A 25,725-nucleotide genomic window follows, 5' to 3' on the forward strand; every position below is an offset into this window, starting at 1 on the left:
CCCGCCGCTCCGACAGGTTGCCGGATCGGCGGGCTCGGCTGCGGAGGGGCGTGCGCGGTGCGTCACGGCACCTCTCGGTTGCCACTGGGACCTGAGGACCTCAGTGCGCTCCCGGCTGCAAGCCGTCCTGAATGTCGGCCGGCACGATGCGCGCCGCGCCGATCACGACGCCCATCAACGCGATGGCCAGCAGCAGGATCGCCAAGAAGCCGTCCGCAAACGCCTCACTCGGACCGTCGGCCACGTGACGCGTCACGATCTCGAAGAACAACGTGCCCAGCGCCGCCGCCCCGACCGCGTTCGCCAGTTGGACTGTGGTGTTGAACTGGCCTGAGGCCGCACCGGCCCGCGCCAACGGCACGCGGGCGAGCGCCACCGGCGCCGCCGAGGAGACGACAAGCCCGAAGCCGGCGCCGATGACGCTCAGGCCGGGGAGGAACGGCCATACGGACGTGGTCGCATCGGCGCCGTGCACGGCCAGGGCGAGCAGGGCGAACCCGAGCGCCATCACGCTCGCGCCGAGGATCAGGACCCGCCGGCCCAGCCGCGCCAGCAGCACCGTCGCGCCCAGGCCCGCCGTGACGGTGCAGACGACCGCGAACGGCAGGTTGACCAAGCCCGCCTTCAGGACCGACCAGCCGAGGCCGAGCTGGAAGTAGAGCGTCGAGGCGAGGAAGTAGCCGGCGGTCGTGACGAACATCGACGCGGCGACCAGCGACCCGCCGGTGAACGCGCGACTGCCATACAGGGACGTCGCCACGAGCGGTTCGTCCCCGGTCCGCTCGTGGCGGCGCTGGGCGACAACGAACCCAGCGATGACGACCGCACCGGCGAGCATCACGGCATACGACCAGAGGGGCCAGCCGAGTTCGTGACCCATCGTGAGCGGGTAGAGGATGGCAAAGAGGCCGCCGGACAGCACAACGACGCCGCGCAGGTCGATCCGCGCGGGGGTCTCGGCTCGGGATTCGGGGATGAACCGCACAGCGGCGGCGACGGCGATGAGACCAACCGGAACGTTGACGAGGAAGACCGCGCGCCACCCGGGGCCTTCGGTCAGCACGGCGCCGATGATTGGGCCGAGGACCGCGGCGATGCCGGCGAGACCGGAGAACAGACCCATGGCGAGACCGCGCTCGCGCGGCGCATACATGACCTGGATGCTCGTGAGCACTTGCGGCACCATCGCGGCCGCGGCCAGGCCCTGGAGCACGCGGAAGGCGACGAGGGCCCCGACGCTGGGGGCGAACCCGCAGGCGGCCGACGCGAGGGTGAACCCGGTCAGGCCGAGAACGAAGAGCCGTTTGCGTCCGAAACTGTCGCCGAGGCGCGCGCCGGTGATGAGGGCGATCCCGAAGGCGAGGGGGTAAGCCGCGACCACCCACTGCAGGAGGGAGGCGCTCGCGCCGAGGGCCGACTCGATGGTCGGCAGCGCGACGTTGACGATGGTGATGTCGAGCAACTCCATCGTGACGGAGAGCAGCAGGCTGACGAGAGCAAGAGTGCGTTCGCGACCGGTCACGAGCGCTGGTGGCTCGTGGGTTGCGGGGATCGTCGGAGGTGTGACGGTGGGTGGAGCGAGGGTGGTGGACATGCGGTCCTGCCTTTCGTGTCGTCCCGAAGTGGAGGTGCACCACCGACGCTAGGCACCCTTCCGGCCACTTTCTGGCCTGATTCCGATTCATACTCGGACGTATGGCGAACACCTCCTCCCGCACGCTGCGTCTCCTGACGTTGTTGCAGACCCACCGCTTCTGGCCGGGTCCCGAGCTCGCCGATCGCCTTGAGGTGTCGGAGCGAACGCTGCGCCGGGATGTCGACCGCCTCCGCGATCTCGGCTATCCGGTCAGCTCCACCCGCGGCATCGAGGGCGGCTACCAGTTGGGCAGCGGCGGCTCCCTGCCGCCGCTGGTGGTGGACGAGGACGAGGCGATCGCGATGGTGGTGGCGTTGGGGGCCGCGGCGAACACCGCCGTGGGCGGACTGGGCGAGGCGACCTTGTCGTCGCTGGCCAAGGTGGTGCAGGTGCTCCCGGCTCCTCTGCGTCGTCGCGCCGAAGCGCTGCGCGCGGCGACCGTCGACTCCCCTTGGGGCCAGGCGCCCGAGATCGAGGCGTCGGTGCTTGCCGTTCTGGCACAGGCGATTCGGGATACCGAGCGCGTGGTGTTTAGCTACACCGCCCGTAGCGGCGCCGGCGCGGACGCACGGGTCGAGCGGCATGCCGAGCCGGTGAAACTTGTGACGGTCGGGCGTCGCTGGTACCTCGTGGGCTACGACCTCGACCGAGGCGCCTGGCGCTCATTCCGGCTCGACCGCCTCGCCGACCCCCGCGGGACGCGGGCTCGATTCCGGCCGCGAGAGATCCCCGGTGGCGACCCCGCGGCATTCGTCCGATCGGGGTTGCGGCAGGCGGGACGCGAGGAGGACCGCGTGCGCGCCCGGGTGGCGTTGCCGGCCGCGGAGGCCGAGGCCCGGATCGGCCGCTGGGCCACCATTTCGGCCCTGGACGAGACGACCTGCGAAGTGCATCTGACCGCGCGCGACGCCGCGTGGGTCCTAGTCGCGCTGGGCAAACTCGATGCGCACTTCACCATCGAGGAGGCCTCCCCAGCCATGCTCGACACCCTGCGCTCGTGGACCGGCCGGATGGCCCTCGCCCTGCCGTGAGGCTAGGCATCGGGGTGGCAAAGCGAGCCACTCGCCTGGGTTAGACTTCCCGGGCTAAATCTAATTACGTGGCACGTAGGGCAATCACAAAGCGACATACGCCTGACCAGACACGCCGGTGTAGCTCAATGGTAGAGCGCCAGCTTCCCAAGCTGGACACGCGGGTTCGATTCCCGTCACCGGCTCTCACTGTATTTGCGCAGGCCAGAAGGCCTTTCCCCGCCGCACCGCGGCGTCCATTAGCGGGGCACAACCGCGATTTCGTGCCCTAACGTGCCCTTTTAGCGCCACGGTCGCGATCACAGGGCACCCACAGCCCACGCAGAGTGCAGCCGCAGGCGGTCCCGGTGCTATGGGGACATGACGATGAAACTCGACCGGCGATCGATGCTGCGCTGGGGCGCGGGGGCGGCTGCCGTTGGCGCCCTCGCCGCCTGCTCCCAAGCCACGGATTCCTCGACCCCGGCCGCCGGCGGCGCCGCCTCCGCGGAGCAGGTCGCGCAGCGGACGGGCGCCGGCGTCTTCGACGCCACCCGCCTGCACACTCTTGACATTGCGATGTCCGACAATGATTTTCAGTCGATCATGACCGCCTATCAGGCGGACCGAACCAAGGACTGGGTGGAGGCGACAGTCACGATCGATGGCACGGCATACGACCGGTGTGGGGTGAGATTGAAGGGCAACTCCACCATCTGGCGGGTTCCGACAGGAGCTACCGCCTCCGAGTACCCCTGGCTCGTGCGACTAGACAAGTTCGTCGACGGCCAAGCCCACGAGGGTGTCACCGAGATCGTCGTCCGCCTCAACAACACCACCACCGCCCTCAACGAGGCCCTCTCCCTCGACCTGCTGGCAAAGGCCGGCCTTGCCTCAGAACCCTGGTCGTATGCCGCGGTGTCCGTCGCGGGCGCCGCCCCCGTGCTGCGCCTCATCCTGGAGCAGCCGTCGAAGCCGTGGGTGGAGCGCACTTTTGCTGCGGACGGCATCCTCTACAAGGCCGAGGCACAGGGAAACTACGACTACCTCGGTGACGACCCCGCGGCATACGACGATCGGTTTGACGTCGAGGCAGGCGAGGACGATCTGGCGCCGTTGATCGCATTCCTGAAGTGGGTCAACGAGATTGACGACACTGGGTTCGCCAGCGGGCTGGCCGAGCAGGTGGAGGTGGACGCCTTCGCGACCTATCTCGCGCTGGAGGATCTGATCGGCAACTACGACGCTATGGATGGCCCCGGCAACAATTCCTACCTGTGGCGGGCGTCGTCGACGAAGCGGATGACCGTGGTCGGCTGGGACCACAACCTGACCTTCGGCGTCTCGAACAGGCCCGGCGGCGGGCAGGGTCTAGGCGGGCAGGGTGGCGGGGGGGTCGCCCCCGGGCCGGCGAGGGCATGGGTGGAGGTGGGGCGAACCGGGGCAACCAGAGCGGCAACGTCCTGTCCCGCCGTTTCGAGGCCACACCCGCACTGGCCCAACTGAAAACCGCTGCAACGCAACGACTTCGGGAGGACCTCTTCACCAGCGGGTATGCCGCACAGAGCCTCGAGTGGGCCGCTTCCGTCCTGACGTCGTCAGCCGGGCAGTTCGTCGCCGCCGACACCGTCGCCATCGAGAAGGCCGCTATCGCGGCCTACTTCGGCTAGGACGGGGTCACCCGCGGGATCAATGGCCCACGGATCAATGAGCTCGACCCCGGTGCCCTCGAATCCGCTGATGTCGCGCGTCGCCAATTGGGCCCGGCTGACTCTGGCAATTGCGGCGATGAGGGCGTCAAAGCCACCGATTGGTCGCCCCATCCGGGAGCGGTTGGCCACGATGTCTGCGTAGTGACTCGCGCAGGCATCCGTGAGGGGCAAGCAAACTCCGAGGCCGAGGAAGACAGCATCGGCACGCTGCCGGAGCAGTCCGGAGCGGCGGCCGTCCGGCAGTAACGCAATTCCCGCCAGAATCTCAGACCGGTTGATTGTCGTAGTGACGGGCGATTGCGGCAGAGATCGGAGCCATGCGATCACCCGCGGATCCGCGGCGGGCCCCCGCATCGCCTCGGAGATGACATTCGTGTCGAGGATGATCACGAATCGAACCGCGCAGCCGGCGCGGGCTCATCGGCGATGGCGGGGAGATCGACACCACCGAACTCGTGCCCGATCTCAATCAACTGCTCGATCCAGCTGAGGTCCACGTGGACCGGCGCTTCCAGACCGGCCAACAAGATGGCCCGCGCCTCCGCCTCCATCGACGTGCCACGGGCTGCGGCCCGCATCCGGAGGCGACGCTTCGCGTCCTCCGGCAACTTGCGGATCGTGATCGCCGTCATGCCTCAATGCTATCAATGCAACACCGCCCCTTGTGGATCACCAGGGGTGGGGAGCGAAGTCCTTCAGGAAGCACCCATACAGATCCTCGCCGGCCTCGCCACGCACGATCGGGTCGTAGACGCGGGCCGCGCCGTCGACCAGGTCGAGCGGGGCGTGCCACCCCTCGGCGGCGATGCGCAGCTTCTCGCGGTGCGGGCGCTCGTCGGTGATCCAGCCGGTGTCGACGGCGGTCATCAGGATGCGATCGGCCTCAAACATTTCCTTGGCTGAGGTCCGCGTGAGCATATTGAGCGCCGCCTTCGCCATATTCGTATGCGGATGCCCCGGCCCCTTGTAGCGCCGCGAAAACTGGCCCTCCATTGCCGAGACGTTCACGACGTACGCCCGCCGGGCGCCGGCCTTGACCGCCGCCCGCATTGACGGCCGCAGCCGGGAGACGAGAAGGAAGGGCGCGACCGAATTGCAGAGTTGCACCTCCAACAGCTCCAGCGGGTCGACGTCCTCGACCTTCTGCGTCCACGAGTTCACGAGGACGTCGTCGGGCAGCAGCCCGCCCGCATCGATCGCGGTCCCGGCGAGATGCCGCTCCAGACTTGCCGAACCTGCCTGCAGCGCAAGGGACGTCAGCGACGACGGGGATGGCGCCGCGACGCTGGCGCCGTCGGCATGTGTCTGCGCGTGATTTGTCAAAACTCCGACGAGGGCGGCTGGGTGGGCCTCGGAGATCCGGTCGAAGGTGATCAGGCGAGGCAGCAGCATGCCGGCAGGAAGGGGTTCGGATTCGCCGGCGACGAGATGTGAATAGGCGCCCGGAGTGCGCCGCACGGTCTGGCAGGCGTTGTTGATGAGGATGTCGAGCGGCCCGCCCGCGGCGACCTCGTCCGCGAGCGCGACGACCTGGGTCGCATCCCGCAGGTCGATGCCGACGATCGTCAGCCGGTCGAGCCACTCGGCGGAATCGGCGAGTTCGGCGAAGCGCCGCGCGGCATCGCGCGGGAAGCGAGTCGTGATCGTGAGATCCGCGCCGTCGCGCAGGAGCATCAGCGCGATATACATCCCAATCTTCGCCCGGCCGCCGGTGAGCAGGGCCCGCTTGCCGCGTAGGTCGGCGTGCTGGTCCCGTTTGCCGTGGCTGAACGCGGCGCAGCGCGGGCAGAGCCAGTGATAGAAGGCATCGACCAGGGTGTACTTCTCGTGGCAGATGTAGCAGCCACGCGCGGTGGTGAGCTCGCCGGCATACGATGAATCCGATTGTGCCGCAAGGAGTACGCCGCGGGTCTCGTCATCGATCCGCTCCGGCGAGCCGGTAGCCGTGGACTCCAGAACCCGCTTGTCGTGGGCACGACCCGGCGCCGCTGCTGCCTCGCGCGCCTCCCGTCGGCGAGCCTTGCGAATCCGACTGGTCATGACTCCGGCCGCGCGCTTGATCGCCTGAATGTCGGGGTCGTCGGGCGCGAGTTCGTGGAGCATCCCCAAGACCCGGAGAGTCGTCTGGAGATCGGCGGGATCCACGCTTTCGTATGCCGCACCCTCCCCCTCCGTCGTCACGCGGGGATCGTAACGAACGGACGTTGGCACCGTGGAAACGGAAGCTGGCCCCGTAAATGGACACGGTGGGTACTTGCGCTGGGACGCGAACAGATGTACGATATGACTGTCGATAGGGGACGACGGCGGAAGTGGACGCGAGCCGGCGACGGCGCGCGGCGTATAGCGATGGCGGACAGCGATACGGGGGTGTCACGATGAGGGTGTTGGCCTTTCCTGATCCACCTACGCCCCTTGATCGTGACGAGTTGTGGGATCAGGTCACGGAGGTCGCGGGTCAGGTCAACCTCCTGCATGCTCGCCTCGTTGACCTGACGGTTCAGTTGATCGACACCGACGCCTGGGGTGGGGACGGGATCCGGTCACCGGAGCATTGGCTCGCGCTTCGGGCGGGCTTGTCACCGTCGACGGCCACGCAGTTGACCACGGTGGCGCGGGCGCGGACCCGACTGCCGGCGTTGTCCGCGTTGGTCGACGCCGGGCGTCTCTCGCTTGACCAGTCCGCGACCGTCGCGGCGCGGGTGCCGGCCGCCTATGCGGAGTCCGTCTGCGAGCTCGCCCCGCTCATGACGGTCACTCAATTGCGCCGCGTCGTCAGCCGATACCCGTTCGACCCCGACGAGCCCGCCACTCCGGCCGGCGCCACCGACGCGGCTTGCGGTGGTGAGGACACCGCCGATAACAACATCAACGCATCGGCGGTGGCGGCCACAACAGATACGGGCGCTGGCACGGCAGGCACAGCACAAACAGGCGCGGACGCATCGGGGACTACCGATTCTGGCCCCGTCAACTCGGGACCCGCCAACACCGATCTCGCCAACACGGATCCCACCAACTCGGAATCCGCATGCGCAGGCTCGGGAAGTGCCTTTGCGCCCGGCGATCCTGGGTTGCGAACCACTCTGCCCGATGAGCCTGGCCGCGCCTGCCAGCCGTCGCGCGTTACCGCGGTGTGGGATGAGGGTCGCTACGTCCTGCGGGCCGATCTCGACGCCGCCGACGGCGCGCTGCTGGAAATGGCCCTGCGCGAAGCCAAAGACGCGCTGTTCACCGCCAGCAACCCAGACGCGACCATCGCAGACGCGCTGGTGGAGATCGCCTCGCGCAGCCTCGGGGCCGTCGAGTCACCGGCGCGGGCAAGCCACTATCGCGTCTACGTGCATATGGACACCGAAGGCGCTTGGGTCAACGCCCGCGGCACCCTGGCGTTTCACTTGGCGAGCCGCCTCGCCTGCACGGCTGACGCCGCGGCCCTGTGGCATACCCAGGGGTTACCCATCTCGGTGGGCCGCAGCCAGCGCGCAACGCCCGAGCGGCTACGGCGCCTGGTCGAAGACCGCGACCGCGGGTGCGCCTTCCCCGGCTGCCCTGCCACCCGGTTCGTCGAGATCCACCATGTGCGGCACTGGGCAGAGGGAGGCGGCACCGACTACGACAACCTCATCTCGCTATGCCCGCACCATCACGACGCCCCTTTCGCCTTCCATAACCGGCACGGCTTACTCATCCGCGCCACGCCACCGAGTCCGACCAGACCACCGAGGGCCGCTACCGCCGCCGGCTCCGCAACGCCCGACGGCACGAGTCGAGCTTCGGCCTTTCAGCCACCGCTCGGCGCACGCGTCAACAACAACTGGATCGAGTTCCGGAAGCGCGACGCGCGCAACCCCCACAACGGTTCGTGGGATGACGGCGACGCACCTGCGTCCCGCGGACCGACCGCCCGGTGACGACAGCTCAGCAGGAAGCACCCTGAGCCTGCCGGAGCTCACGTATCGACGTACCCGAACGCGGTGGATCTGAGGCTCTCGAGAACCCGAGCACCCGAAGACCCAACGTGGCGATCGTCACGACCGAGCCACCATTTCGCCGAATTGCTTGCGCCCCAGGGGCCACGAATGCAGACTATCGTCGAAGTAAGCAAGCGCTTAGTCAGCGCGGGTCTCGCCCCTCAGCCCGCGCACACACTCAGCACCCGGTCAAGCAACGCCGCTCGGAGGAACCACCATGGGTCACTACAAGGCCAACCTGCGCGACATCGAATTCAACCTCTTCGAGGTCCTGGGTCGCCAGGACGTGCTCGGACACGGCCCATTCGCCGACGTCGACACAGACACCGCCCGCGAGATGCTCAAGGAGGTCGCACGGCTGGCCGAGAACGAACTCGCCGACTCGTTCGCCGATGCCGACCGCAACCCGCCGGTCTTCGACCCCGCGACCAACTCGGTCACGATGCCCCCGTCCTTCGCCCGGAGCTACCAGGCCTATATCGACTCCGGGTTCTGGAATATCGACGTCCCCGCCGAGCTCGACGGCACTGTCGCGCCGCCCTCGCTCAAGTGGGCGATGAACGAGATGGTCCTTGGGGCCAACCCGGCGATCGCGATGTTCGCCGCGTCATACTCCTTCGCCAAGCTGCTTTACATCCTCGGCAACGACGACCAGAAGAAGCTCGCCCGCTGGATCGTCGAGAAGAACTGGCACTGCACCATGGTGCTGACCGAGCCGGACGCCGGGTCCGACGTCGGCGCCGGGCGCGCGAAGGCCGCCCAGAACGACGACGGCACCTGGAATGTCACCGGCGTGAAGCGCTTCATTACCTCGGCCGAATCCGACATGGTCGACAACGTCATCCACTTTGTCCTGGCGCGGCCGGAGGGGGCTGGTCCCGGCACGAAGGGCCTGTCGCTGTTCATCGTTCCGAAGTTCCACGTCGATCTGGAGACCGGCGAACTCGGCGAGCGCAATGGCGCCTATGTCACCAACCTTGAGCACAAGATGGGCCTGAAGACGTCGACGACGTGCGAGGTCACCTTCGGTGACAAGGAGCCCGCGGTCGGCACCCTGTTCGGCGACGTCCACGACGGCATCGCGCAGATGTTCCGCGTGATCGAGCACGCCCGGATGCTGGTCGGCACCAAGGCCATCGCCACGCTCTCCACGGGCTACCTCAACGCGCTCGACTACGCCAAGCAGCGCGTCCAAGGCGCGGACCTGACCGAGATGCTCGACAAGAATGCCCCGCGCGTCACGATCACCCACCACCCCGACGTGCGTCGCTCGCTCATGCTGCAGAAGGCGTATGCCGAGGGCCTGCGCGCCCTCGTCCTGTTCACCGCGTCCTTCCAAGACACCGTGGAGCAGGCCTATCTGGAGTCCGGTTCGGAGCAGCACGAGCCCGGCAGCGCGGCCGACCAGGCGAGCCGGATCAACGACCTCCTGCTCCCCATCGTTAAGGGCCTCGGCTCAGAGCGGGCATGGGTGCTGCTGGGCACCGAGTCCCTCCAGACCCTTGGCGGGTCGGGATTCCTTCAGGAGTACCCGATCGAGCAGTACGTCCGCGACGCCAAGATCGACACCCTGTATGAGGGCACCACGGCGATCCAGGGCCTCGACTTCTTCTTCCGCAAGATCATCCGCGACAAGGCCGCGTCGCTGACGAGCCTGTCGATGCAGATTCAGGAGTTCGCCAAGGACACGGGCGCCCAGAAGGGCGTTCTCGACCGCGACCGCGAGTTGTTGGCCAAGGGCGCCGAGGATGTCCAGGGCATCCTGGCCGCGATGGTCGGCCCGCTAATGGCCTCGGATCCGCGCACGGGCGGCCAGGTCACCAACCTCTACAAGGTCGGACAGAACACCACCCGCCTGCTGCTGGCGGCCGGTGACCTCGTCGTCGGGTGGCTGCTGCTGCGCCAGGCGGCCGTCGCTCAGGACGCGCTGGACGCGGGAGCCACGGGCTCGGACCGTGACTTCTACACGGGCAAGGTCGCCGCCGCCCAGTTCTACGCCCGCAACGTCCTGCCGAAGCTCGCTGCCGAGCGCGCCATCGCCGAGGCCATGGACAACGACCTCATGGACGTCCCCGAGTCCGCGTTCTGATCGCCGGGTCCTGACCGGCTGCTCCTGACGGGCGCGTCCTGATCGCCAGCTCCCGACCGGCGGGTCCTGATTGCCGGGTCCTCTCCGATCCGCGCGTCCCGACCCGCGTACTGACCCACAGTCGACGGGCAGAGACACGCCGCGTGCCCACTCGGCATACGGCGTGTCTCTGCCCGTCGACTTGTTGTTGCGTTCCGGGAGACGCTTCTTGGTTGTTGGTTGCCGGGGACCCTTCAGCAGGGCGCGGGTTGCGGGCAGCGGACGTCCGGGACCACGGCACGCGACTCCACCACCTGGCGCCGCTCGAGTTGGACGCTGATCAGGGCCAGGGCAAGGCCGCCGAGCGCGAGTACGACGCCCACGAGCGCCGGCGCGCGGTAGCCGAACCCCGCCGCGATGACCTGCCCGCCGAGGACCGCGCCCAGCGTGTTGCCGACGTTGAAAGCCGAGTGGTTCATCGACGCGCCGAGCAGCGGGGCGTCGCCGGAGGCGTCGATCAGGCGAGCTTGGATGGCCGGTCCGACATACATCGCCGCGAAACCCACCGCGAATCCGGCCGAGAAGAGCCCGACAGCGTTGCCGCTCAGGCCGGCGAAGGCCAGCATGGCCAGGGCCAGCGCCGTCAATCCGCCCAGCATCGCCCGCACGCCGTTGCGGTCAGCGGCGCGCCCGCCGAGGAGGTTGCCGACGGTCATCCCGAGGCCCGTGACGGCAAGCACCGCCGGGACGGCGGTGGCAGCGAGCCCGGTGACGTGGGTGGTGACGTCGGCGAGGTAGGCGTACACCGCGATGAACCCGCCGAACCCGATCGCACCAACGCCCATGACGAGCCACACCTGGCGGTTGGCGAACGCCGCAAGTTCGCGGCGTGCGTTGGCGCTGGGGTCGCCAACCAGACTCGGCAGGCTCCGGGCCGCCAACGCCAGGGCGAGGACGAAGATGCCTCCGGCCAGCAGGTATGCCGCGCGCCACCCCTGCGCCTGACCCAGCCAGGTCATCGCCGGGACGCCGATGACGTTGGCGATCGTGGACCAGGCCGAGCGGGCCGAGCTCGCCGCCGGCACCGGCCTGACCCCCCAGGCGGTCTCCAAAATCCTCGCGCGCCTGATCGATGACGGCCTCGTCGAGGAGGTGGGCCGCCGTCAGGGCGCGCGGGGCAAGCCCGCCACCCTGTACCGACTGCGCTCCGAGAAGGCCCACGCCATCGGCATTCACGCCGGACGCACCGACATCAAGGGCGTGCGCGTCGACCTCGGTGGCAACGTTCTCGACACCATCGCGACGCCGATGCCGGCCCAATTCACCCCGGCGCAGCTTATCGACGGAATCGCCTCAACTGTCGAGAAACTTGTTTCGCCCCAATCGGATTCGACAAATCCGGAGATCGTAGGGGTGGGCGTCGCGCTCCCCGGTCCGGTGGATCGCACGACCGGCGTCGTCCAGGGATTCCGGTGGTGGCGCGACCCGGCGGCCACTCCGCTACTGGACGCGCTGACGCACCGGCTGGGGCGGCATACGGTCATGGATCTGTCCATCAACGCGGCCCTTGAGCTGACGGCGTGGCAGCGGGGCGACCAGATGACCGACACCCTGTATGCCTTGCTCGATCGCGGCGTGGGTGGGGCGTTGTGGATCGGCGGCCGACTGCATCGTGGCGCGCACATGAGTGCCGGGGAGTTCGGGCATCTCGTTATCGAGGCCGGCGGGCCGGAGTGCGAGTGCGGCCGCCGCGGCTGTGTCGAGGCCGTCCAGCAGCGCGCTCTCGCCGAGGGCGACATCGCGCGCGCGGCCGCCGCCGTGGCGACCGGGATCGCGAACGCTCTTCACATCGTCGACGTCCCCGGGGTGGTCTGGTCGGGCTCCGATCTCGAGGCTCACCCCGAGGCGTATGCCGCGGCCCTCGCCGCCGAGTTGCAGCGCACCTTGGCGGGCGGGGCGGCATACACGATCCACCGGGCCGTGCCCGCAGAGGTTCCCCACGAGGATTGCCCTGCCGACCTCGTCGCCACGGGCGCTGCGGTGATGGTGTTGGAGTCTGTCTATGGCATTCCGGCGCGCCCGGGCGAATCCCTCGACCAGTCGCTGACGCCCGAGCCGGCCGAAATCACCAGCCGCTAAACCCCTGTTGTCGTGCTCGGGGTGCCTAATCCTGCCCCCGAAGTTGACCCTGCCTCACCAAAAGTGAGCACCCTGACCAGGAGTTTGACCATGTATGTCGGCCTCGGAATCTTCCTGCTCGTCGTCGGCGCCATCCTGTCCTTCGCTGTGCAGGACAGCATCAGCGCCATTGACCTGACGATGATCGGCTACATCATGATGGGAGGTGGCGCCCTCGCGATCCTGCTATCTCTCGTGATGGGCTCGCGCGCTGGTGGCGGCGCGGGCGGCTACTCCAGCCGGACGACCACCCACGTCGACCCCAACACCGGCACCCGCGTCGACGAGACCCGCGTCGACGGCCTCTGAGCGGTCGGCGACGATTGGGCTCGGCCCCAGGTCACGCCCCGAGGTCATGACCGCAAGCTAGAGTCGCCGGTCCGCCAGGACAGGGAAGTCGCGGCGCCAGGCGCTGACCTCATCCACATCGATGTCGACGCTGAGCACCTCTTCGTCAGGCCCCGCCTCGGCGAGCACGACCCCCTGCGCCGAGACCACCTGCGACGCCCCGCCCATCTGATAGCCACCATGCGTGCCGGCCGTATTGCACGCGATCAGCACGCATTGGTTTTCGATGGCGCGGGCTCGCCCGAGGGTGCACCAGTGCTCCACCCGGGCCATCGGCCACGCCGCCGGCACCAGGAAAACCTCGGCGCCCGCGTCCAGTTGGCGACGGTAGAGCTCGGGGAAGCGCAGGTCGTAGCACGTCGACAACGCCGCGCGATGCCCGCCGGGCAGGTCCACCGTCACGAGGTCCGAGCCCGCCTCCAAGAGCGCCGGCTCCCCCGCCGCAAACCCGAACCGGTGGATTTTGCGATACACCGCCGCCACGGCACCGTCCGCGCCGACGACCACGGAGGTGTTGGCGAGCGACTTGCCCTCCGCCCCCGGCTGGGGCAGCGTCTCGATGATGGAGCCGATGTGGACCATCGCCCCAATCTCCCGCGCCACCGCCGCCATCGCCGCCACCGTCGGCCCGTCCACGGACTCGGCAGCCGCCTCCCACAGCCGATAGTCGAAGCCCGTCGGCCCCCATAGCTCGGGCAGGATCACCAGATCGTGCCCCGCCTGCTGCCGCACGAGGTGGGCGGCGCGGTCGCGACGTTCGGGCAGGGGCTCGCCATCGGCATACGCGAGTTGGATGACGGCGACTCTCATCGGGTGCCTCCCTTGTCCCCGCGGCCGAGGCCCGCGAGATAGTCGTTGTATGCCGCGAGTTCGGCATCGTGGTCCCGATCGGCTCGGCGATCCGAGCGTTCGGTCTCGCGCCGATCCTCGCGCAGCCAGGCGACGGTGACCAGCAGGGCCAAGACGAGGGTCGGCGCTTCGCCGACGCCCCAGGCGATCGCGCCGCCGCGCGCCTGATCCGCCAGCGGATCGGGCAACCACGGCAAGCCGAGTTGGCCGAAGAACTCCGGCGCCAACAGATTGTTGCTGCCGGTGATGATCACCCCAAGGAAGGCGTGGAAGGAGATCGTCGCGAAGAGCACGACGAGCAGCACGACCGGCGGCCAGCGCTTGGGCCCGGGGTCGGTGCCGATGAGTACCCAGGTGAAGAGATAACCGGACAGCAGGAAGTGCACCGTCATCAGGATGTGCCCGGTGTGCGTGGTCAACGCGTAGAAGAAGAGCGGGGTGAAATAGAAAGTCGCCAGGCTGAAGAAGAAGATCACGGCCGCGACGACCGGGTTGGCGAGCACCTGGAGATACCGCGAGTGCACCAGCGCGAGGATGAGTTCACGGGGGCCGCGGGTGGCATCGTGACGCGCCGGGATCGCGCGCAGCGCCAACGTGATCGGGGCCGCGGGCACCAGCAGCAGGGGAACCAGCATCGCGATCGTCATGTGCATCGTCATGTGCCAGGAGAACAGGATGCGGCCATAGACCCCGGGGGCGCCGCACATCGCATACAAGAAGACGAGCCAGCCCGTGACCCAGCAGATCAGCTGCCACCACGGCCAGCGATCGCCGCGCAGACGCAGGCGGCGGAACCACGCGGCATACACCCCGATGGCGAGGAGGCTGACGGCGATCCACAGCCAATCCGCGTGCCACGCCGTGAGCCACGCGTTGTCCGGCGGCGGGCCGGGATCGCTGTAGCCGGTGAACTCGTACACCGTGGTCGGGTCGGGGGCCAGGCGGTCGCTCGCCGGCGGCGGTGTGCGCGACAGCGCCACCGCGGTGCCGATCGCGACCCCCATGAGGACGAGTTCGCCGAGGGCCAGCCGGGCGAAGGCGCGGGCGTTCGTCGGCGAGGCTTCGAGGGCGGCGGGGGCGGCGAGGGCCGAGCGGCGGTGGAGGTAGCCGGCGATCCCGAGGAGGACGAAGGCGCCCACCTTGACCAGGAGCATCGCGCCATACGCCGAGGCCAAGTCGCCCACGGCCCGGAGGTTGAACCACGCGGCGAGGAGCCCGCTGAGGCCGAGCGCGGCATACGACCAGCCGGCGACGGTCGAGAATCGTCGGGCGGTCACCCCGAGATGCGGTTGGAGCGTATGCCGCATGGCCACCAGCGCGCCCAACCCACCAACCCAGGTGGTCGCCGCGAGCAGGTGGATAGCGAGGGCGTTGATGGAACTCATGTGATCGCGGCTGACCGCGGAATGCCCGGCGAGCGCGGTGGGCAACAGTGCGAGCCACGAGGCGAAGAAGCACCAGGCCAGGGCCGTCTTGCCGTGCCGTTGGAGCGTGGTGACGAGGGCGATGGCAACGATGAGCGCGCTGATGACGGCCATCCGGGTCGGGGCGAGTTCCCAGGCGAGTCCGAAGAATTGCGACCAGAAGCGCGGCTGGCTCGGCCGCAGGCCGGAGATGTCGGCGAACGTCCCGATCAGGGTGAGCACTAGTCCGGTGAGCCAGACCCCGAGGCCCAGGCTCGCCCCGCGGGCGGCGGTCTCGCGACGGTGGGTGCGCGTGGTTTCCGGGGTCAGGAAGGCGCCGACGAGGAGGTAGCCAACGGCGCCGCAGGCCCCGACGACGCTCAGCGTTCCGGAGAGGGGGACCAGCCACCGCATCACCGCCCCCGGATCCCCGATCTCGTAGGCCGCGACCGTCCCCCCGAAGCCGGCCGCCAGGATCACGGCGACGAAGGCCGGAGCGGCCACCAACAGCCCGGTTCCCCGCTGGACGCGGCCGGAGTTCACCATCACCGGCCCAGCCTATGCACGCCACCTGAGCATGCCACTTGAGCACGCCACTACCCGCTGACCAACGGTGGTGCTGGGTTGGCGGGCGTGCCTAGCGTGCCGGGGGTGCCGGAGTGTTGGGAATCCAGCGCGGCCAGTCCGGTCGGCTAAAGTCGACGGGCCATGCCCTGCTCCCCCGACCGTCGCCAGCGCCGCCGGGCACGTAGGTCGAGCGAGGCCAGCGCGGGGTCGAGCGAGGCCACCTCAGGATCGGGCAGGGCCAGCGCCGGATTGTGCGAGGCCAGCGCGTGAGCAAGGACTTCCTTCACCTTTCCCCCGCCTTCCCCGGTCGAGCGCCATGGGGAACCGCGTCCAGCCTCCGCGCGTGGCAGGCCGCGGCGCTCGAGCAGTACCTCCGGGAAAGCCCACGGGACTTCCTCGCCGTCGCCACGCCCGGCGCCGGAAAGACCACCTTCGCGCTGCGCGTCGCTCGGGAACTGCTCGACGCGCGCGTCATCAACAAGGTCACGATCGTCGCGCCGACCGAGCACCTGAAGGTTCAGTGGGCCGATGCGGCGCACCGGGCGGGCATCGCCATCGACCCCGGCCTCGGTGGGTCGCGGCGCGGCCGCTCCAAGCAGTATGTCGGCACCGCCGTCACCTATGCCGGGGTCGCGGCGCGACATTTCCACTATCGCGCGATCACCGAGAACTCCAACTCCCTGGTCATCCTCGACGAGATCCATCACGCCGGTGACGCCCGTACCTGGGGCGAAGCGGTCGCCGAGTGCTTCGCCCCCGCCCGCCGGCGGCTCGCACTGACCGGCACCCCGTTCCGTTCGGACGACAATCCGATCCCGTTCGTGCGCTACGGGGAGCTGGCGGACGGGACGCGCCGCTCGGCGGCGGACTACACCTATGGGTATGCCGAGGCCCTCCGCGATCACGTGGTGCGCCCGGTGCTGTTCATGGCCTATGGCGGCCCGATGCGGTGGCGGACCAAGGCGGGCGACGAACTTGAGGCCGACCTCGCCGAGCCGCTGACCAAGGACCTCACCGCCCACGCCTGGCGGACGGCGCTCGACCCCAAGGGTGAGTGGATTCAATCCGTCCTCCGCGCCGCCGATCGCCGATTGACTGAGGTGCGCCGCCACCTCCCCGACGCCGGCGGGTTGGTGATCGCAACAGACCAGGCGCAGGCACGGGCATACGCCCGGGTGTTGGCCGAGGTCACCGGGACCAAGCCGACCACGGTGCTCTCCGACGACGCCGGCGCGTCCGCCAAGATCGAGGAGTTCAGCGAGTCGGATGACCGCTGGATGGTGGCAGTGCGAATGGTGTCCGAGGGGGTCGACGTGCCGCGCCTAGCGGTCGGTGTCTATGCCACCGCGACGTCGACGCCGCTGTTCTTCGCGCAGGCGATCGGCCGGTTCGTGCGGGCGCGCCGTAGGGGCGAGGTCGCCACCATTTTCCTGCCCACGGTGGCACCGCTGATGTCGCACGCGACCTTGCTGGAGCGGCAGCGCGATCACATCCTCGGCAGCGCGAAGGGAGACGACTGGGACGAGGAGGACGCCCTCCTGGCGGCGGCCGAGCGTAGCGAGAAGGCATCGGACGATCTGCTCGGCGAGTGGGAGGCGTTGTCCTCCAGCGCCAATTTCGATCACGTGTTGTTCGACGCCCACCAGTTCGGGCTGCAGGCGGCCTCGGGCAGCCAGGACGAGTTGGACTACCTGGGGCTGCCCGGCCTGTTGGAGCCGGATCAGGTCGCCGACGTGCTCCGCGACCGGCAGCGCCGGCATGCCGCCCGCCAGGCGCGCCGGGATCGGCGCGAGCGCGTGACGCCGGAGGTTAGCCTGCACCGGGCGCTGGCCGCGCAGCGCAAGGTGCTGAATGCGCTGGTTAGCCAGTACGCCCACGCAAAAGGCGTGCCGCACAGCCATATTCACGCCGAGCTGCGCCGCCAAGCCGGCGGGCCGGCGCTCTCCCGGGCGACCACCGAGCAAGTGGACGAGCGGATTGCGCTGATCCGCCGCTGGCACACCGGGCGCTGATCGCCGTCCGCGGGCGGCTCGCACTCTGCATACCCGCCAGGGACCATTGGAGGTCACCGGAGGTCAGCGGACCAGTCGTGGTCAGCGGACCAGCGGAGTCAGCGTGGTCAGCGGAGTCAGCGGCGCCCGCCGGCGAAGGCCCAGGCGGAGACAGTGACGGTGTCCTCGGTCCCGGTGAATGGCTCCCAGCGGGAGTAGATGTCGGCCGCGAAGTCGGTGTCGCCGTCGTCGCGGGTGCCGCCGATCCGGTCCGGGCCGGCCTGGAACATCCGCCAATAGCCCGCACCGCCGGAGTCCATCAGGGAGGCGACGTCATCGCGGTTGTGCGTGTGGAAGTTGCCGATGTAGTGCCCGACTTCGTGGGCGACCACATTGCCGATGGCCGTGCCGATGAACCGGACGCGGTCCGTTCCGGGACGGAGGTAGGCGTTGAGGGAGGTGGAATCCAGGCCCGGCCGGGTGTCGCTCATCGTGTCGAGCAGGACCACCGCGGTGTCCTCCTGGCTGTAGTTGCCCGGGTCGATGTACTGCGCGATACCGATCGTCTCGATGCCGAGTTGCTTCATCGTGCCGCCGACGATGACGCGGGAAACCCCCTTCTCGCCGAACGGATCCCGGCTTGTCAGGCCATTCACGATCTCGACCTTGAGGTTGGGATTGCCGCCCTTGGCGATGAGATCGGAGCGGAGGTTCTCGGTCGCCGTCTTGGTGATCTGTGCGGCGAGGGGACGCAGGTCGGCCTTGGTCAGGCCCCACTTCGGCAGGAAGGCCGCGAGTGGAGACAGGGTGGCCTGCATGTCGGGTCCGAAGACCGTGCCGGCGTTGATCCGGGCACCGTCGAAGTCGAGAACGATCTTCTGGACGCGGGCCGCCGGCATCGCTTCGCCCCCCGGGCGATAGACCTCGATCTCGTTGACATAGGCCCCGGCCCCCGTGCCGACGGACACGCCATACCACCCCTCTTTGGGTATGACGTAGGCGACCGTCGCGTTCCCACCCCCAGGAAGCGGGGACGACGGCGGGTAGTAGCCAGAGAGGTCGGTCTCGGTCGTCGCCACGGCGAGCCCTCCATCGGGGCGCTGCACCGTGACCGAGCGCCCCCCGCCGGAGAGGCTCACGCCGAGGACGTCCCCCGCAGCCAGGTGGCCGCGCATGGTGTCGCGGTCCTGGTGCCACGACCCGATCGTCGCCGTGTAGGTGCCCGTGGTCGTTGCCGAGCCGCCGGTCCCCGACCCGGAATCGAAGGGGTCCTCCTGGAAGGCGTCGAACGAGGCGAGTGACACGTAATACGTGCCGGGGTGGGGCGGCACGAAGGTCACCGGGTTGTCGGGAAGCCCGTTCATGTGGGCGACGTCGCCCTTGAGCAGGGCGCCGCTGTCGTTGTAGATGTAAAGGAGCAGGTCCACTGCGCTCTGACTGCCGTCGATCGTGAGCGTCTCGCCCGCCGCACGTCGACCTTGTAGAAGTCGAAATCCCCCGTCTTGTCACCCTTGACCCCGTGCGGTCCGTCACCAACTCGGCCCCTGACCTGAACGCGGCCGCCGTTGAGGCGCGTGTCGATGGCCAACGGAATCGAGCCGTTGTCCTCGGCCCCGACGGGCAGATTGCGGATCGGCGGCGCGGTCTTTGCGAGATTGCCCTTGACCAACACCCTGTTGTAGCGGCCGGGCCCGAGCCCGAAGGCGTCGATGCGCTCGCCGGTGGCCAGGGTGTCGTTGCGCCCGATCGTGCCGCGCGGTTCCCTCTCGGCGTATGTCAGTGTCGCCGCCTTCGTGCCCGCCGTTGACGCCGCGGCTCGGGCACGCTCGCGAGCGCCGACGTCGGCCGCCCGCTCCCGGGCCCGCGCGGCGGCTCGCTCGCGCCACGCGACGAAGTCCACGCCACGCACCGAGGGGAGGTAGCCGATGAACGGGTCCGCGCCGGCTGCGCCCGTCCGCAGCCGGGCGAGTTGGAGCCCGGCATCGAGGCGGGCCAGTTCAGTCTCGGTGAGGTCCCCGGTCGCGGCTGACTGTTGCGCCCGGTATGCCGCCGTGCCGGTTCCCGGTAGTGGTGTTGCCAGCGCCAAGGGTGGCGCTGACAGCGCGCTCGTGACGAGACCCCCGGCACTGATAATCCCGCACAGGGCGAACGACTTTCGCATTCCATTGCCTTCCCGTTGTCAGCGTTCGGAGTCCGTGCTCCGGTGTTGACGGCGACGCTAGCCAGCATCAGCACGGGTGCGAATGAGTAGGTGGACTCAACCAGACCGACACCCCCCAACACAGACGCCCCCCAAGACAGGCGCCCCACCAGACACACCTCCGCACCAGGCGCATCCTGTCCGACTGCCATCTATATGCACACGCAAGCAACTATCTGGTATTTGTTTGCGTATGCAAGTTCCCTCCCCCGCGTCGCCCGCCCACGCGGGCAGTGCCGGGACCTGCCCCGCGGCGATCCCGGGCGAGCGCTCCCCGGCCGACGCACTGGCATACCAATTGATCCGCGTCTCCAAGCTCCTGCGCGTGATTCGGAGCGAGGCGCCGCGGGCGCACCCCGCGGTGGACGGCACGGCATACCCCATGCTGTTCAATCTCGCCGGCGGGCCCCTGCGTATTTCCACCCTGGCCGAGCGGACCCATGTCGAGGTGTCGACCGTCAGCCGCGCGGCGACGGCGCTCGAACGCCACGGAATCATCGAACGCATCCCTGACCCCGGCGACGGCCGGGCCCACCTGCTCTCCCTCACCGACGACGGACGTGATGCGCTCGGTGCGCTGCAGGAGCAGCGGCAGGAATGGTTCACCGAGCTTCTTTGCGATTGGCGCGCCGAGGATGTCGCCCAGTTGCGCGAACTATTGACCCGCTTCGGCGATTGCGTCGAGGCCTACCGAGACAAGGCACTCTGAATGTCCGCTGCTCCCGAGTTGTCGTCGACCGACGTCCCGGAGTCACCCCTTAGTCACAACCAGATCGTCACCATCCTCATCGGGCTAATGCTCGGGATGTTCCTCGCGGCGCTCGACCAGACGATCGTGGCCACCGCGATTCGCACCATCGCCGACGACCTGCAGGGCCTGGATCGCCAGGCGTGGGTCACCACGGCATACCTGATCACCTCGACGATCGTCACCCCGCTGTACGGCAAGTTGTCCGATATCTACGGGCGGAAGCCGTTCTTCATCACGGCGATCACGGTCTTCGTCATCGGCTCGGTTATGTGCACCTTCGCCGACTCGATGATTCAGCTCGCGGCCTTCCGCGCGGTGCAGGGCGTCGGCGCTGGTGGGCTCTTCAGCCTCGCGCTCGCGATCATCGGCGACATCGTGCCGCCGATGGAGCGCGCGAAGTACCAGGGCTACTTCCTCGCCGTCTTCGGCACCTCCTCCGTGCTCGGTCCGGTGATCGGCGGCTTCTTCGCGGGTATGACGAGCTTCCTCGGCATCGCCGGCTGGCGCTGGGTCTTCTTGGTGAACGTCCCGATCGGGATCATCGCACTGCTCGTCGTGATGCGGACGCTGCACTTGCGGCATACGCGTCTGGATCACCGGATCGACTGGTGGGGCGCCGCGGCGCTTTCCGTCGGGCTGGTGCCGCTGCTGCTCGTGGCCGAGCAGGGTCGCGAATGGGGTTGGGGCTCAACGAACTCGATTCTCTGTTATGTGATCGGTGGGGTCGGCGTCCTGGCCTTCCTCACGATCGAGCGGTGGATGGGCGATGAGGCGTTGCTGCCGATCCGGCTCTTCACGAACAAGACCATCGGCATCTCCTCGATCGCGTCGACGGTGCTGGGTATTGCGCTCTTTGGTGGCATCGCGTGCTTGCCGCTGTATCTGCAGATCGTGAAGGGCTCTTCGCCGACGGAGGCAGGTCTGCAGTTGCTGCCGTTGACGCTGGGCATCATGTCGGGCTCGATCATCTCGGGGCAGACGATCAGTCGCACGGGCCGCTATCGCGTCTTCCTGCGCCTGGGTGCGCCGCTCATTGCGGTGGCGCTGTTCATCTTCCACTACATCGCGTGGGACACCCCGATGTGGCAGATCATGATCGTCTCGGCACTGTTCGGTGCGGGGATGGGTTTCATGATGCAGCCGCTGATGCTGGCGGTGCAGAGCGCGGCCGACCGCCGGGACATGGGTATCGCGACCGCCTCGGCGACCTTCACCCGCCAGATCGGTGGCACGCTCGGCACGGCGGTGTTCCTGTCGATCCTGTTCTCGCTGCTGCCGGACAAGATCGCTTCGTCGTTGAAGGCTGCACAGGGGACCTCCGACTTCCGTAAGGCGCTGGCGGACCCGGCGAACGCGGAGTTCGTCGCCTCGCTGAAGTCCGGCGTGGCGGGCGAGGGGATCATGAAGGACTCCTCCTTCCTGACCAGCCTCGACCCCCGCCTGGCCAAGCCCTTCCTGCAAGGCTTCGCGGACGCGATGGACCACGTGTTCCTGGTCGCAGCGCTTGTGATGGTGGTGGGCGCCGTGATCACCTGGATGATCCCGCAGATCGACCTGCGCCGCCCCGCCCCCGGCGAGGCCCCCGTCCTCGCCGAGTAGCGCCGGGCCCTCTGAAACCTGCGGGTTTCCCGCCCAAGGCTGGAACCCGGCGCTTTGGGAGACTTTCTGGCTGTGGGTTCCCCATGCATAGCGCCGGAAAGCCACCCAAGGCCTGCGGTCGGGGCCGAGTTCAGGACAAATAGAGGCTGTTCCTGGCCGTCTTGACGCTCACCCTCTCCGGCGTGCCCGCGATCGCCACTGTGCCAGGTATCTCGATCCATTCGGATCCGTCAATCGATACCCAACCCGTGTAGACCGCGTCCGCCGAGACCTGGAATTCGCCGGCCTCGTCGAAGGTCTTGGTGATGTCGCCCGAGGGATAGGGGCCGCCCAGGTTTAGTGTCGGGCCGACAGTGGAGCCGTCGCCGAAGCTGTAGGTGATGGAGTTGAGTTCCGGCTTCAGCGTGATGTTCATCCCGAACCAGTCGGCAGCACTCAAGGTGTCGAGTTCCCCCGGCAGGACACCCCGGTCCGGCCACGATACCTGGAAGAAGTTGGGGAGCGTCACCAAGGTCTTGCCGCCCGGCGGCTGCATCGTCAGTTGCGGTGCCGCGAGGGGAGTCTTGTGGAAGGCATCGGTGATCATCGCCATGTTGACCTTGTCCGGTACAAGATTCGGGTAGCAAGTTAAGCCCTGCCGCTCCCAATCGGTATCAGGATTAACCATCCGGCGGAAGACCCATTCAGCTGGCCCGGTCCCAACATAGACACCATTTGGCTGCCTCTTGCAGAAGATATCGGTCAATGTGCAATCCGCGCCGTCGGGAGAATCTGGCACTGTGCCTCGACAATAGGGCCTCGTCCCATAGGAATATGACTGCCCATCAACTAAGCCAGTAGCGCCCGAGGGTAACTCGAGCATTTGCTTTGCCAAGAGAAGAGACTTGTCCCCGTTCGTACAAATCATCCCGCAGGGGTTCTCGTCAGCAGCAGCCGAAGCTGGAAGTATCACCGACACAACGAGCCAAGAGCTCACGATCCGTTTTGCCCTCATGTGTTCACCACGTCTCGAACGCGCCAGCCCTCCGAGGTCCAACCAAGCTCCACCCTGAAGTTGATGTCTCCCCGGGGGGACCCAGCGGTTTCTTCCCCAGCCGAGTCAACAACGGGAACGCTGTTCTGCACGCCAGTTACAAGAACGAGAGGATTGTCGAGACTGGTCGTCACATTTTCCACATGAGAAATCTTGACGACGGGGCCCTTGAAACGCGATTTCTTCTCGACCAACCCCACCGCTTGCCGTTCCAGCAACGTGCAGGGCTTACATTCTGCGGTCCCCAGTTTTGTCAGCAGACCTGCCTCGGGCCGCGTGAGGGCGTAATTCGCAACGTCGTAGAAGTACTGCACAAACTCCTGCGCTCCCTTCAGCGTCTGCTTCTTGGCCTCGGCTGGGAAGTCGGGCTTCACGGGGACATACGCGGCGGGGGCTGAGGTCGAGGTCGATGGCGTGCTCGATGTCGCCCACGGGCTCGACGATGACAGCGACGTCGGCGAAGCTGCAGACGTCGCTGATGTCGCCGAACCCCCCGAGTCGCAGGCTGCGAGCATGAAGGAGGTCGCTGCAAACGTTGCGGCATACACCGCAACGCCAACTCTGGTCCGCCAGCCCCGCGCGGTGCTCACCATTTAGATACCCCCAAGCCGATCGACCGTCTGAGCCAACCCTTAGCCATCTCGACAAAATTCGCCCCGAACGCCGACTTATCCACAGAAGCAAGTCGGCGACGGGTGGCAAACCTGATGTTCGTGACGAGGGAACTTCCGACGCAGACAGAGGGAGCTCAGCCCCAGACGAGGCCCTTGGCGGGATCGTGGAGGATGGCGGCGACGTCGGCGAGGTAGCGGGAGCCGAGTTCGCCATCAACGAGGCGATGGTCGAAGGACAGCGCCAGCGTCGTGACCCAGCGGGGCTCAATCCGCTCGTCGTCACCCTTGCCGACTACCCAGGGCTTGCGGGTGATGGTGCCGAAGGCGAGGATCGCCGACTCGCCGCGGTTGAGGATCGGGGTGCCAGCGTCGATGCCGAAGACCCCGATATTGGTGATCGTGATCGTCCCGCCGGACATGTCCGCCGGCTGCATCTTGCCCTGCCGCGCGGTCTCGGTGAGTTCGCCGATCGCCCCGGCCAGTTGCGCCATCGACATCAGATCGGCGTCCTTGACATTGGGCACGAGCAGGCCGCGCGGGGTGGCGGCGGCGATGCCGAGGTTGACGTAGCGCTTGAGCACGATCTCCTGCGCCGCCTCGTCCCAAGTCGCGTTGACGCCCGGATTCCGGCGCACCGCAACGCACATCGCCTTCGCGAGGACGAGCAGCGGGGTGACCTTGACGCCCGCGAACTCCTTGTCCTTCTTCAGGCGATCGACGAGATCCATCGTCGCGGTGACGTCGACCTCGACCCACTCGGTGACATGCGGCGCGGTGAAGGCCGAGCTGACCATCGCCGCCGCGGTCGCCTTACGAACACCCTTGATCGGAGTGCGCTCCTCGCCGCGGTCGCCCGGCCACGCGGGTGCCGACACTGCAGCCGTATGCCGCGCGCCCCCCACCAGCGCCGCGTCACCGGATGCTGACCCCGGCCCCGAGGAACCAGCTCCGCCGGCGTCCGCGGGAGCGAGGCCGCGCGCCGAATCGCGCGCTGCCAGAACGTCATCGCGCGTGATGGTGCCGCCGTCGCCGGTGGCTTCGACCGTCACGAGATCGACGCCGAGGTCCTTCGCCAGCTTGCGAACCATCGGCTTGGCGAGCACCCAGGCCCGCTCCAAGTCGGCGCGTGAATGCTGTGCCAGTTCGCTGAGCGGGCGCTGGTCGCGCAGCACGTGCGTGGAATGTGCGGCGACCAGTTCGCCGACGCCGCTGCTGGCATCGGCATGCACCGATTCCTTGACCGCGGGCTCTTCATCCGGATAGTGCGCGATGGTCTGCAGCAGATTCTGCTTGCGCCGCGGGCGGCGCTTGGCCTCGGTCTGCTTGACGCCATATCCGACGAGCACCGCCGTGCGCTCCGCCTTCGGCTCCGCTGCACCCCCCGGTTTCGACTCCGCAGCACCAGATGCCTTCGGCTCCTCGGCCGCCACCGCAACGGGCCCGCCCGCCTCGCCCGAACCTGCTTGCCCGCCGGCCGCTGCCTCACTGGGCGCCGAACCCTCGGTCGTCGTCGCGGTCGCGTCGGTCGCCGAGCCACCAGCGGCGGCGCCGGAGCCGTCGTCGATCACGATGATCGGTGCGCCAACCTCAACTGTGTCACCCTCGTTGACCAGCAGCGCCGAGACGGTCCCGGCATACGGAATGGGCAACTCCACCAAGGATTTTGCCGTCTCGATCTCGACGACGATGTCATTGACGGCCACTACATCACCGACGGCAACCCGCCAGGTCACGACGTCGGCCTCGGTCAGACCCTCACCCGGGTCGGGAAGTTTGAACTCTCGCATCGTAT

At 68.1% G+C, this 25,725-nt stretch carries 22 protein-coding genes and 1 tRNA gene; 11 read left to right on the top strand and 12 right to left on the bottom strand.

Features of this window, described 5'->3' with window-relative positions; translation table 11 throughout:
- Positions 1–100: 100 nt before the first annotated feature.
- Positions 101–1,594, bottom strand: a complete 1,494-nt coding sequence (locus BN13_RS02005; protein ID WP_048544009.1) for an MFS transporter — start codon at positions 1,592–1,594, stop codon at positions 101–103.
- Between the two features lie 101 nt (positions 1,595–1,695).
- On the opposite strand from BN13_RS02005, the gene BN13_RS02010 reads away from it, so the two are divergent.
- The 3 genes from BN13_RS02010 (at position 1,696) to BN13_RS02020 (ending at position 4,152) form a co-directional block, all read left to right on the top strand.
- Positions 1,696–2,667, top strand: a complete 972-nt coding sequence (locus BN13_RS02010) for a helix-turn-helix transcriptional regulator (protein ID WP_048544011.1) — start codon at positions 1,696–1,698, stop codon at positions 2,665–2,667.
- 114 nt (positions 2,668–2,781) lie between these two features.
- Positions 2,782–2,852 (top strand) — tRNA-Gly (locus BN13_RS02015).
- 175 nt (positions 2,853–3,027) lie between these two features.
- Complete coding sequence (locus BN13_RS02020; protein ID WP_084733512.1) at positions 3,028–4,152, top strand: CotH kinase family protein; 1,125 nt, start codon at positions 3,028–3,030, stop codon at positions 4,150–4,152.
- 92 nt (positions 4,153–4,244) lie between these two features.
- Here BN13_RS02020 and BN13_RS02025 read toward each other — a convergent pair whose 3' ends face one another.
- Genes BN13_RS02025 through BN13_RS02035 form a run of 3 tightly spaced genes read right to left on the bottom strand, consistent with a single transcriptional unit; the run spans position 4,245 to position 6,539 of the window.
- Positions 4,245–4,748, bottom strand: coding sequence for a type II toxin-antitoxin system VapC family toxin (locus tag BN13_RS02025; protein WP_084733513.1), 504 nt, complete (start codon positions 4,746–4,748; stop codon positions 4,245–4,247).
- The gene (locus BN13_RS02030; RefSeq protein ID WP_048544015.1) at positions 4,745–4,990 is read right to left on the bottom strand and encodes a FitA-like ribbon-helix-helix domain-containing protein; all 246 of its coding nucleotides are present in this window, start codon (positions 4,988–4,990) and stop codon (positions 4,745–4,747) included. The genes BN13_RS02025 and BN13_RS02030 overlap by 4 nt, the downstream gene beginning before the upstream one ends.
- A gap of 37 nt (positions 4,991–5,027) precedes the next feature.
- Entirely contained in the window at positions 5,028–6,539 is a 1,512-nt protein-coding gene (locus tag BN13_RS02035) for an SDR family NAD(P)-dependent oxidoreductase (protein ID WP_048544016.1), read from the bottom strand.
- A gap of 206 nt (positions 6,540–6,745) precedes the next feature.
- Between BN13_RS02035 and BN13_RS02040 the strand changes: the two genes are divergently transcribed.
- Together BN13_RS02040 and BN13_RS02045 are read left to right on the top strand one after the other, a co-directional pair.
- Entirely contained in the window at positions 6,746–8,272 is a 1,527-nt protein-coding gene (locus BN13_RS02040; protein WP_162199898.1) for an HNH endonuclease signature motif containing protein, read from the top strand.
- 277 nt (positions 8,273–8,549) lie between these two features.
- A complete protein-coding gene (locus BN13_RS02045) occupies positions 8,550–10,421 on the top strand; it encodes an acyl-CoA dehydrogenase (RefSeq protein ID WP_048544020.1) in 1,872 nt (623 codons plus the stop codon).
- Between the two features lie 233 nt (positions 10,422–10,654).
- Here BN13_RS02045 and BN13_RS02050 read toward each other — a convergent pair whose 3' ends face one another.
- A complete protein-coding gene (locus BN13_RS02050) occupies positions 10,655–11,485 on the bottom strand; it encodes an MFS transporter (protein ID WP_162199899.1) in 831 nt (276 codons plus the stop codon).
- Here BN13_RS02050 and BN13_RS02055 point away from each other — a divergent pair.
- Together BN13_RS02055 and BN13_RS02060 are read left to right on the top strand one after the other, a co-directional pair.
- A complete protein-coding gene (locus BN13_RS02055) occupies positions 11,448–12,539 on the top strand; it encodes an ROK family transcriptional regulator (protein WP_162199900.1) in 1,092 nt (363 codons plus the stop codon). The genes BN13_RS02050 and BN13_RS02055 overlap by 38 nt on opposite strands.
- A 63-nt stretch (positions 12,540–12,602) precedes the next feature.
- The gene (locus BN13_RS02060) at positions 12,603–12,887 is read left to right on the top strand and encodes a DUF6458 family protein (protein WP_235433905.1); all 285 of its coding nucleotides are present in this window, start codon (positions 12,603–12,605) and stop codon (positions 12,885–12,887) included.
- Positions 12,888–12,944: 57 nt separating this feature from the next.
- Here BN13_RS02060 and BN13_RS02065 read toward each other — a convergent pair whose 3' ends face one another.
- Positions 12,945–13,736 (bottom strand): carbon-nitrogen family hydrolase, encoded by a 792-nt coding sequence (locus tag BN13_RS02065; protein WP_048544026.1) that lies wholly within the window; start codon positions 13,734–13,736, stop codon positions 12,945–12,947.
- Complete coding sequence (locus tag BN13_RS02070; RefSeq protein WP_048544028.1) at positions 13,733–15,724, bottom strand: cytochrome c oxidase assembly protein; 1,992 nt, start codon at positions 15,722–15,724, stop codon at positions 13,733–13,735. The genes BN13_RS02065 and BN13_RS02070 overlap by 4 nt, the downstream gene beginning before the upstream one ends.
- Positions 15,725–16,011: 287 nt before the next feature.
- Here BN13_RS02070 and BN13_RS02075 point away from each other — a divergent pair, with 287 nt between their 5' ends.
- A complete protein-coding gene (locus BN13_RS02075; protein ID WP_048544030.1) occupies positions 16,012–17,757 on the top strand; it encodes a DEAD/DEAH box helicase in 1,746 nt (581 codons plus the stop codon).
- A gap of 116 nt (positions 17,758–17,873) precedes the next feature.
- Here the strand turns inward: BN13_RS02075 and BN13_RS02080 are convergent, their stop codons facing one another.
- Positions 17,874–19,163 carry a hypothetical protein gene (locus BN13_RS02080; RefSeq protein ID WP_048544032.1) on the bottom strand — a complete coding sequence of 430 codons (1,290 nt, stop codon included), beginning with the start codon at positions 19,161–19,163 and terminating at the stop codon, positions 17,874–17,876.
- Entirely contained in the window at positions 19,097–19,897 is an 801-nt protein-coding gene (locus tag BN13_RS02085; protein ID WP_048544034.1) for a hypothetical protein, read from the bottom strand. Before BN13_RS02085 ends, BN13_RS02080 begins: the two co-directional genes overlap by 67 nt.
- A 232-nt stretch (positions 19,898–20,129) precedes the next feature.
- On the opposite strand from BN13_RS02085, the gene BN13_RS02090 reads away from it, so the two are divergent.
- Positions 20,130–20,645, top strand: a complete 516-nt coding sequence (locus BN13_RS02090) for a MarR family winged helix-turn-helix transcriptional regulator (protein WP_048544036.1) — start codon at positions 20,130–20,132, stop codon at positions 20,643–20,645.
- A complete protein-coding gene (locus BN13_RS02095) occupies positions 20,646–22,286 on the top strand; it encodes an MDR family MFS transporter (protein ID WP_048544038.1) in 1,641 nt (546 codons plus the stop codon).
- 130 nt (positions 22,287–22,416) lie between these two features.
- Here BN13_RS02095 and BN13_RS02100 read toward each other — a convergent pair whose 3' ends face one another.
- Together BN13_RS02100 and BN13_RS02105 are read right to left on the bottom strand one after the other, a co-directional pair.
- On the bottom strand, positions 22,417–23,031 hold the full coding sequence (locus tag BN13_RS02100) for a hypothetical protein (RefSeq protein ID WP_157038383.1): 615 nt from the start codon (positions 23,029–23,031) through the stop codon (positions 22,417–22,419).
- A gap of 245 nt (positions 23,032–23,276) precedes the next feature.
- Positions 23,277–23,768, bottom strand: coding sequence for a DUF6318 family protein (locus BN13_RS02105; protein WP_268806977.1), 492 nt, complete (start codon positions 23,766–23,768; stop codon positions 23,277–23,279).
- Here BN13_RS02105 and BN13_RS02110 point away from each other — a divergent pair.
- Positions 23,734–23,916, top strand: coding sequence for a hypothetical protein (locus BN13_RS02110; RefSeq protein ID WP_048544044.1), 183 nt, complete (start codon positions 23,734–23,736; stop codon positions 23,914–23,916). The genes BN13_RS02105 and BN13_RS02110 overlap by 35 nt on opposite strands.
- Before the next feature lie 151 nt (positions 23,917–24,067).
- Here BN13_RS02110 and BN13_RS02115 read toward each other — a convergent pair whose 3' ends face one another.
- A complete protein-coding gene (locus BN13_RS02115; RefSeq protein WP_048544045.1) occupies positions 24,068–25,720 on the bottom strand; it encodes a dihydrolipoamide acetyltransferase family protein in 1,653 nt (550 codons plus the stop codon).
- Between the last annotated feature and the right edge of the window lie 5 nt (positions 25,721–25,725).

The organism is Nostocoides jenkinsii Ben 74, from assembly GCF_001046875.1.
Lineage (GTDB): Bacteria > Actinomycetota > Actinomycetes > Actinomycetales > Dermatophilaceae > Nostocoides_A > Nostocoides_A jenkinsii.

What these genes read in the sequence shown, in the direction of transcription:
- BN13_RS02045 (WP_048544020.1), top strand. Translation starts at nt 8,550, where the DNA reads ATGGGTCACTACAAGGCCAACCTGCGCGACATCGAATTCAACCTCTTC.
- BN13_RS02085 (WP_048544034.1), bottom strand. Translation starts at nt 19,897, where the DNA reads ATGCGAAAGTCGTTCGCCCTGTGCGGGATTATCAGTGCCGGGGGTCTC.
- BN13_RS02095 (WP_048544038.1), top strand. Translation starts at nt 20,646, where the DNA reads ATGTCCGCTGCTCCCGAGTTGTCGTCGACCGACGTCCCGGAGTCACCC.
- BN13_RS02010 (WP_048544011.1), top strand. Translation starts at nt 1,696, where the DNA reads ATGGCGAACACCTCCTCCCGCACGCTGCGTCTCCTGACGTTGTTGCAG.
- BN13_RS02090 (WP_048544036.1), top strand. Translation starts at nt 20,130, where the DNA reads ATGCAAGTTCCCTCCCCCGCGTCGCCCGCCCACGCGGGCAGTGCCGGG.
- BN13_RS02020 (WP_084733512.1), top strand. Translation starts at nt 3,028, where the DNA reads ATGACGATGAAACTCGACCGGCGATCGATGCTGCGCTGGGGCGCGGGG.
- BN13_RS02115 (WP_048544045.1), bottom strand. Translation starts at nt 25,720, where the DNA reads ATGCGAGAGTTCAAACTTCCCGACCCGGGTGAGGGTCTGACCGAGGCC.
- BN13_RS02070 (WP_048544028.1), bottom strand. Translation starts at nt 15,724, where the DNA reads ATGGTGAACTCCGGCCGCGTCCAGCGGGGAACCGGGCTGTTGGTGGCC.
- BN13_RS02030 (WP_048544015.1), bottom strand. Translation starts at nt 4,990, where the DNA reads ATGACGGCGATCACGATCCGCAAGTTGCCGGAGGACGCGAAGCGTCGC.
- BN13_RS02005 (WP_048544009.1), bottom strand. Translation starts at nt 1,594, where the DNA reads ATGTCCACCACCCTCGCTCCACCCACCGTCACACCTCCGACGATCCCC.
- BN13_RS02065 (WP_048544026.1), bottom strand. Translation starts at nt 13,736, where the DNA reads ATGAGAGTCGCCGTCATCCAACTCGCGTATGCCGATGGCGAGCCCCTG.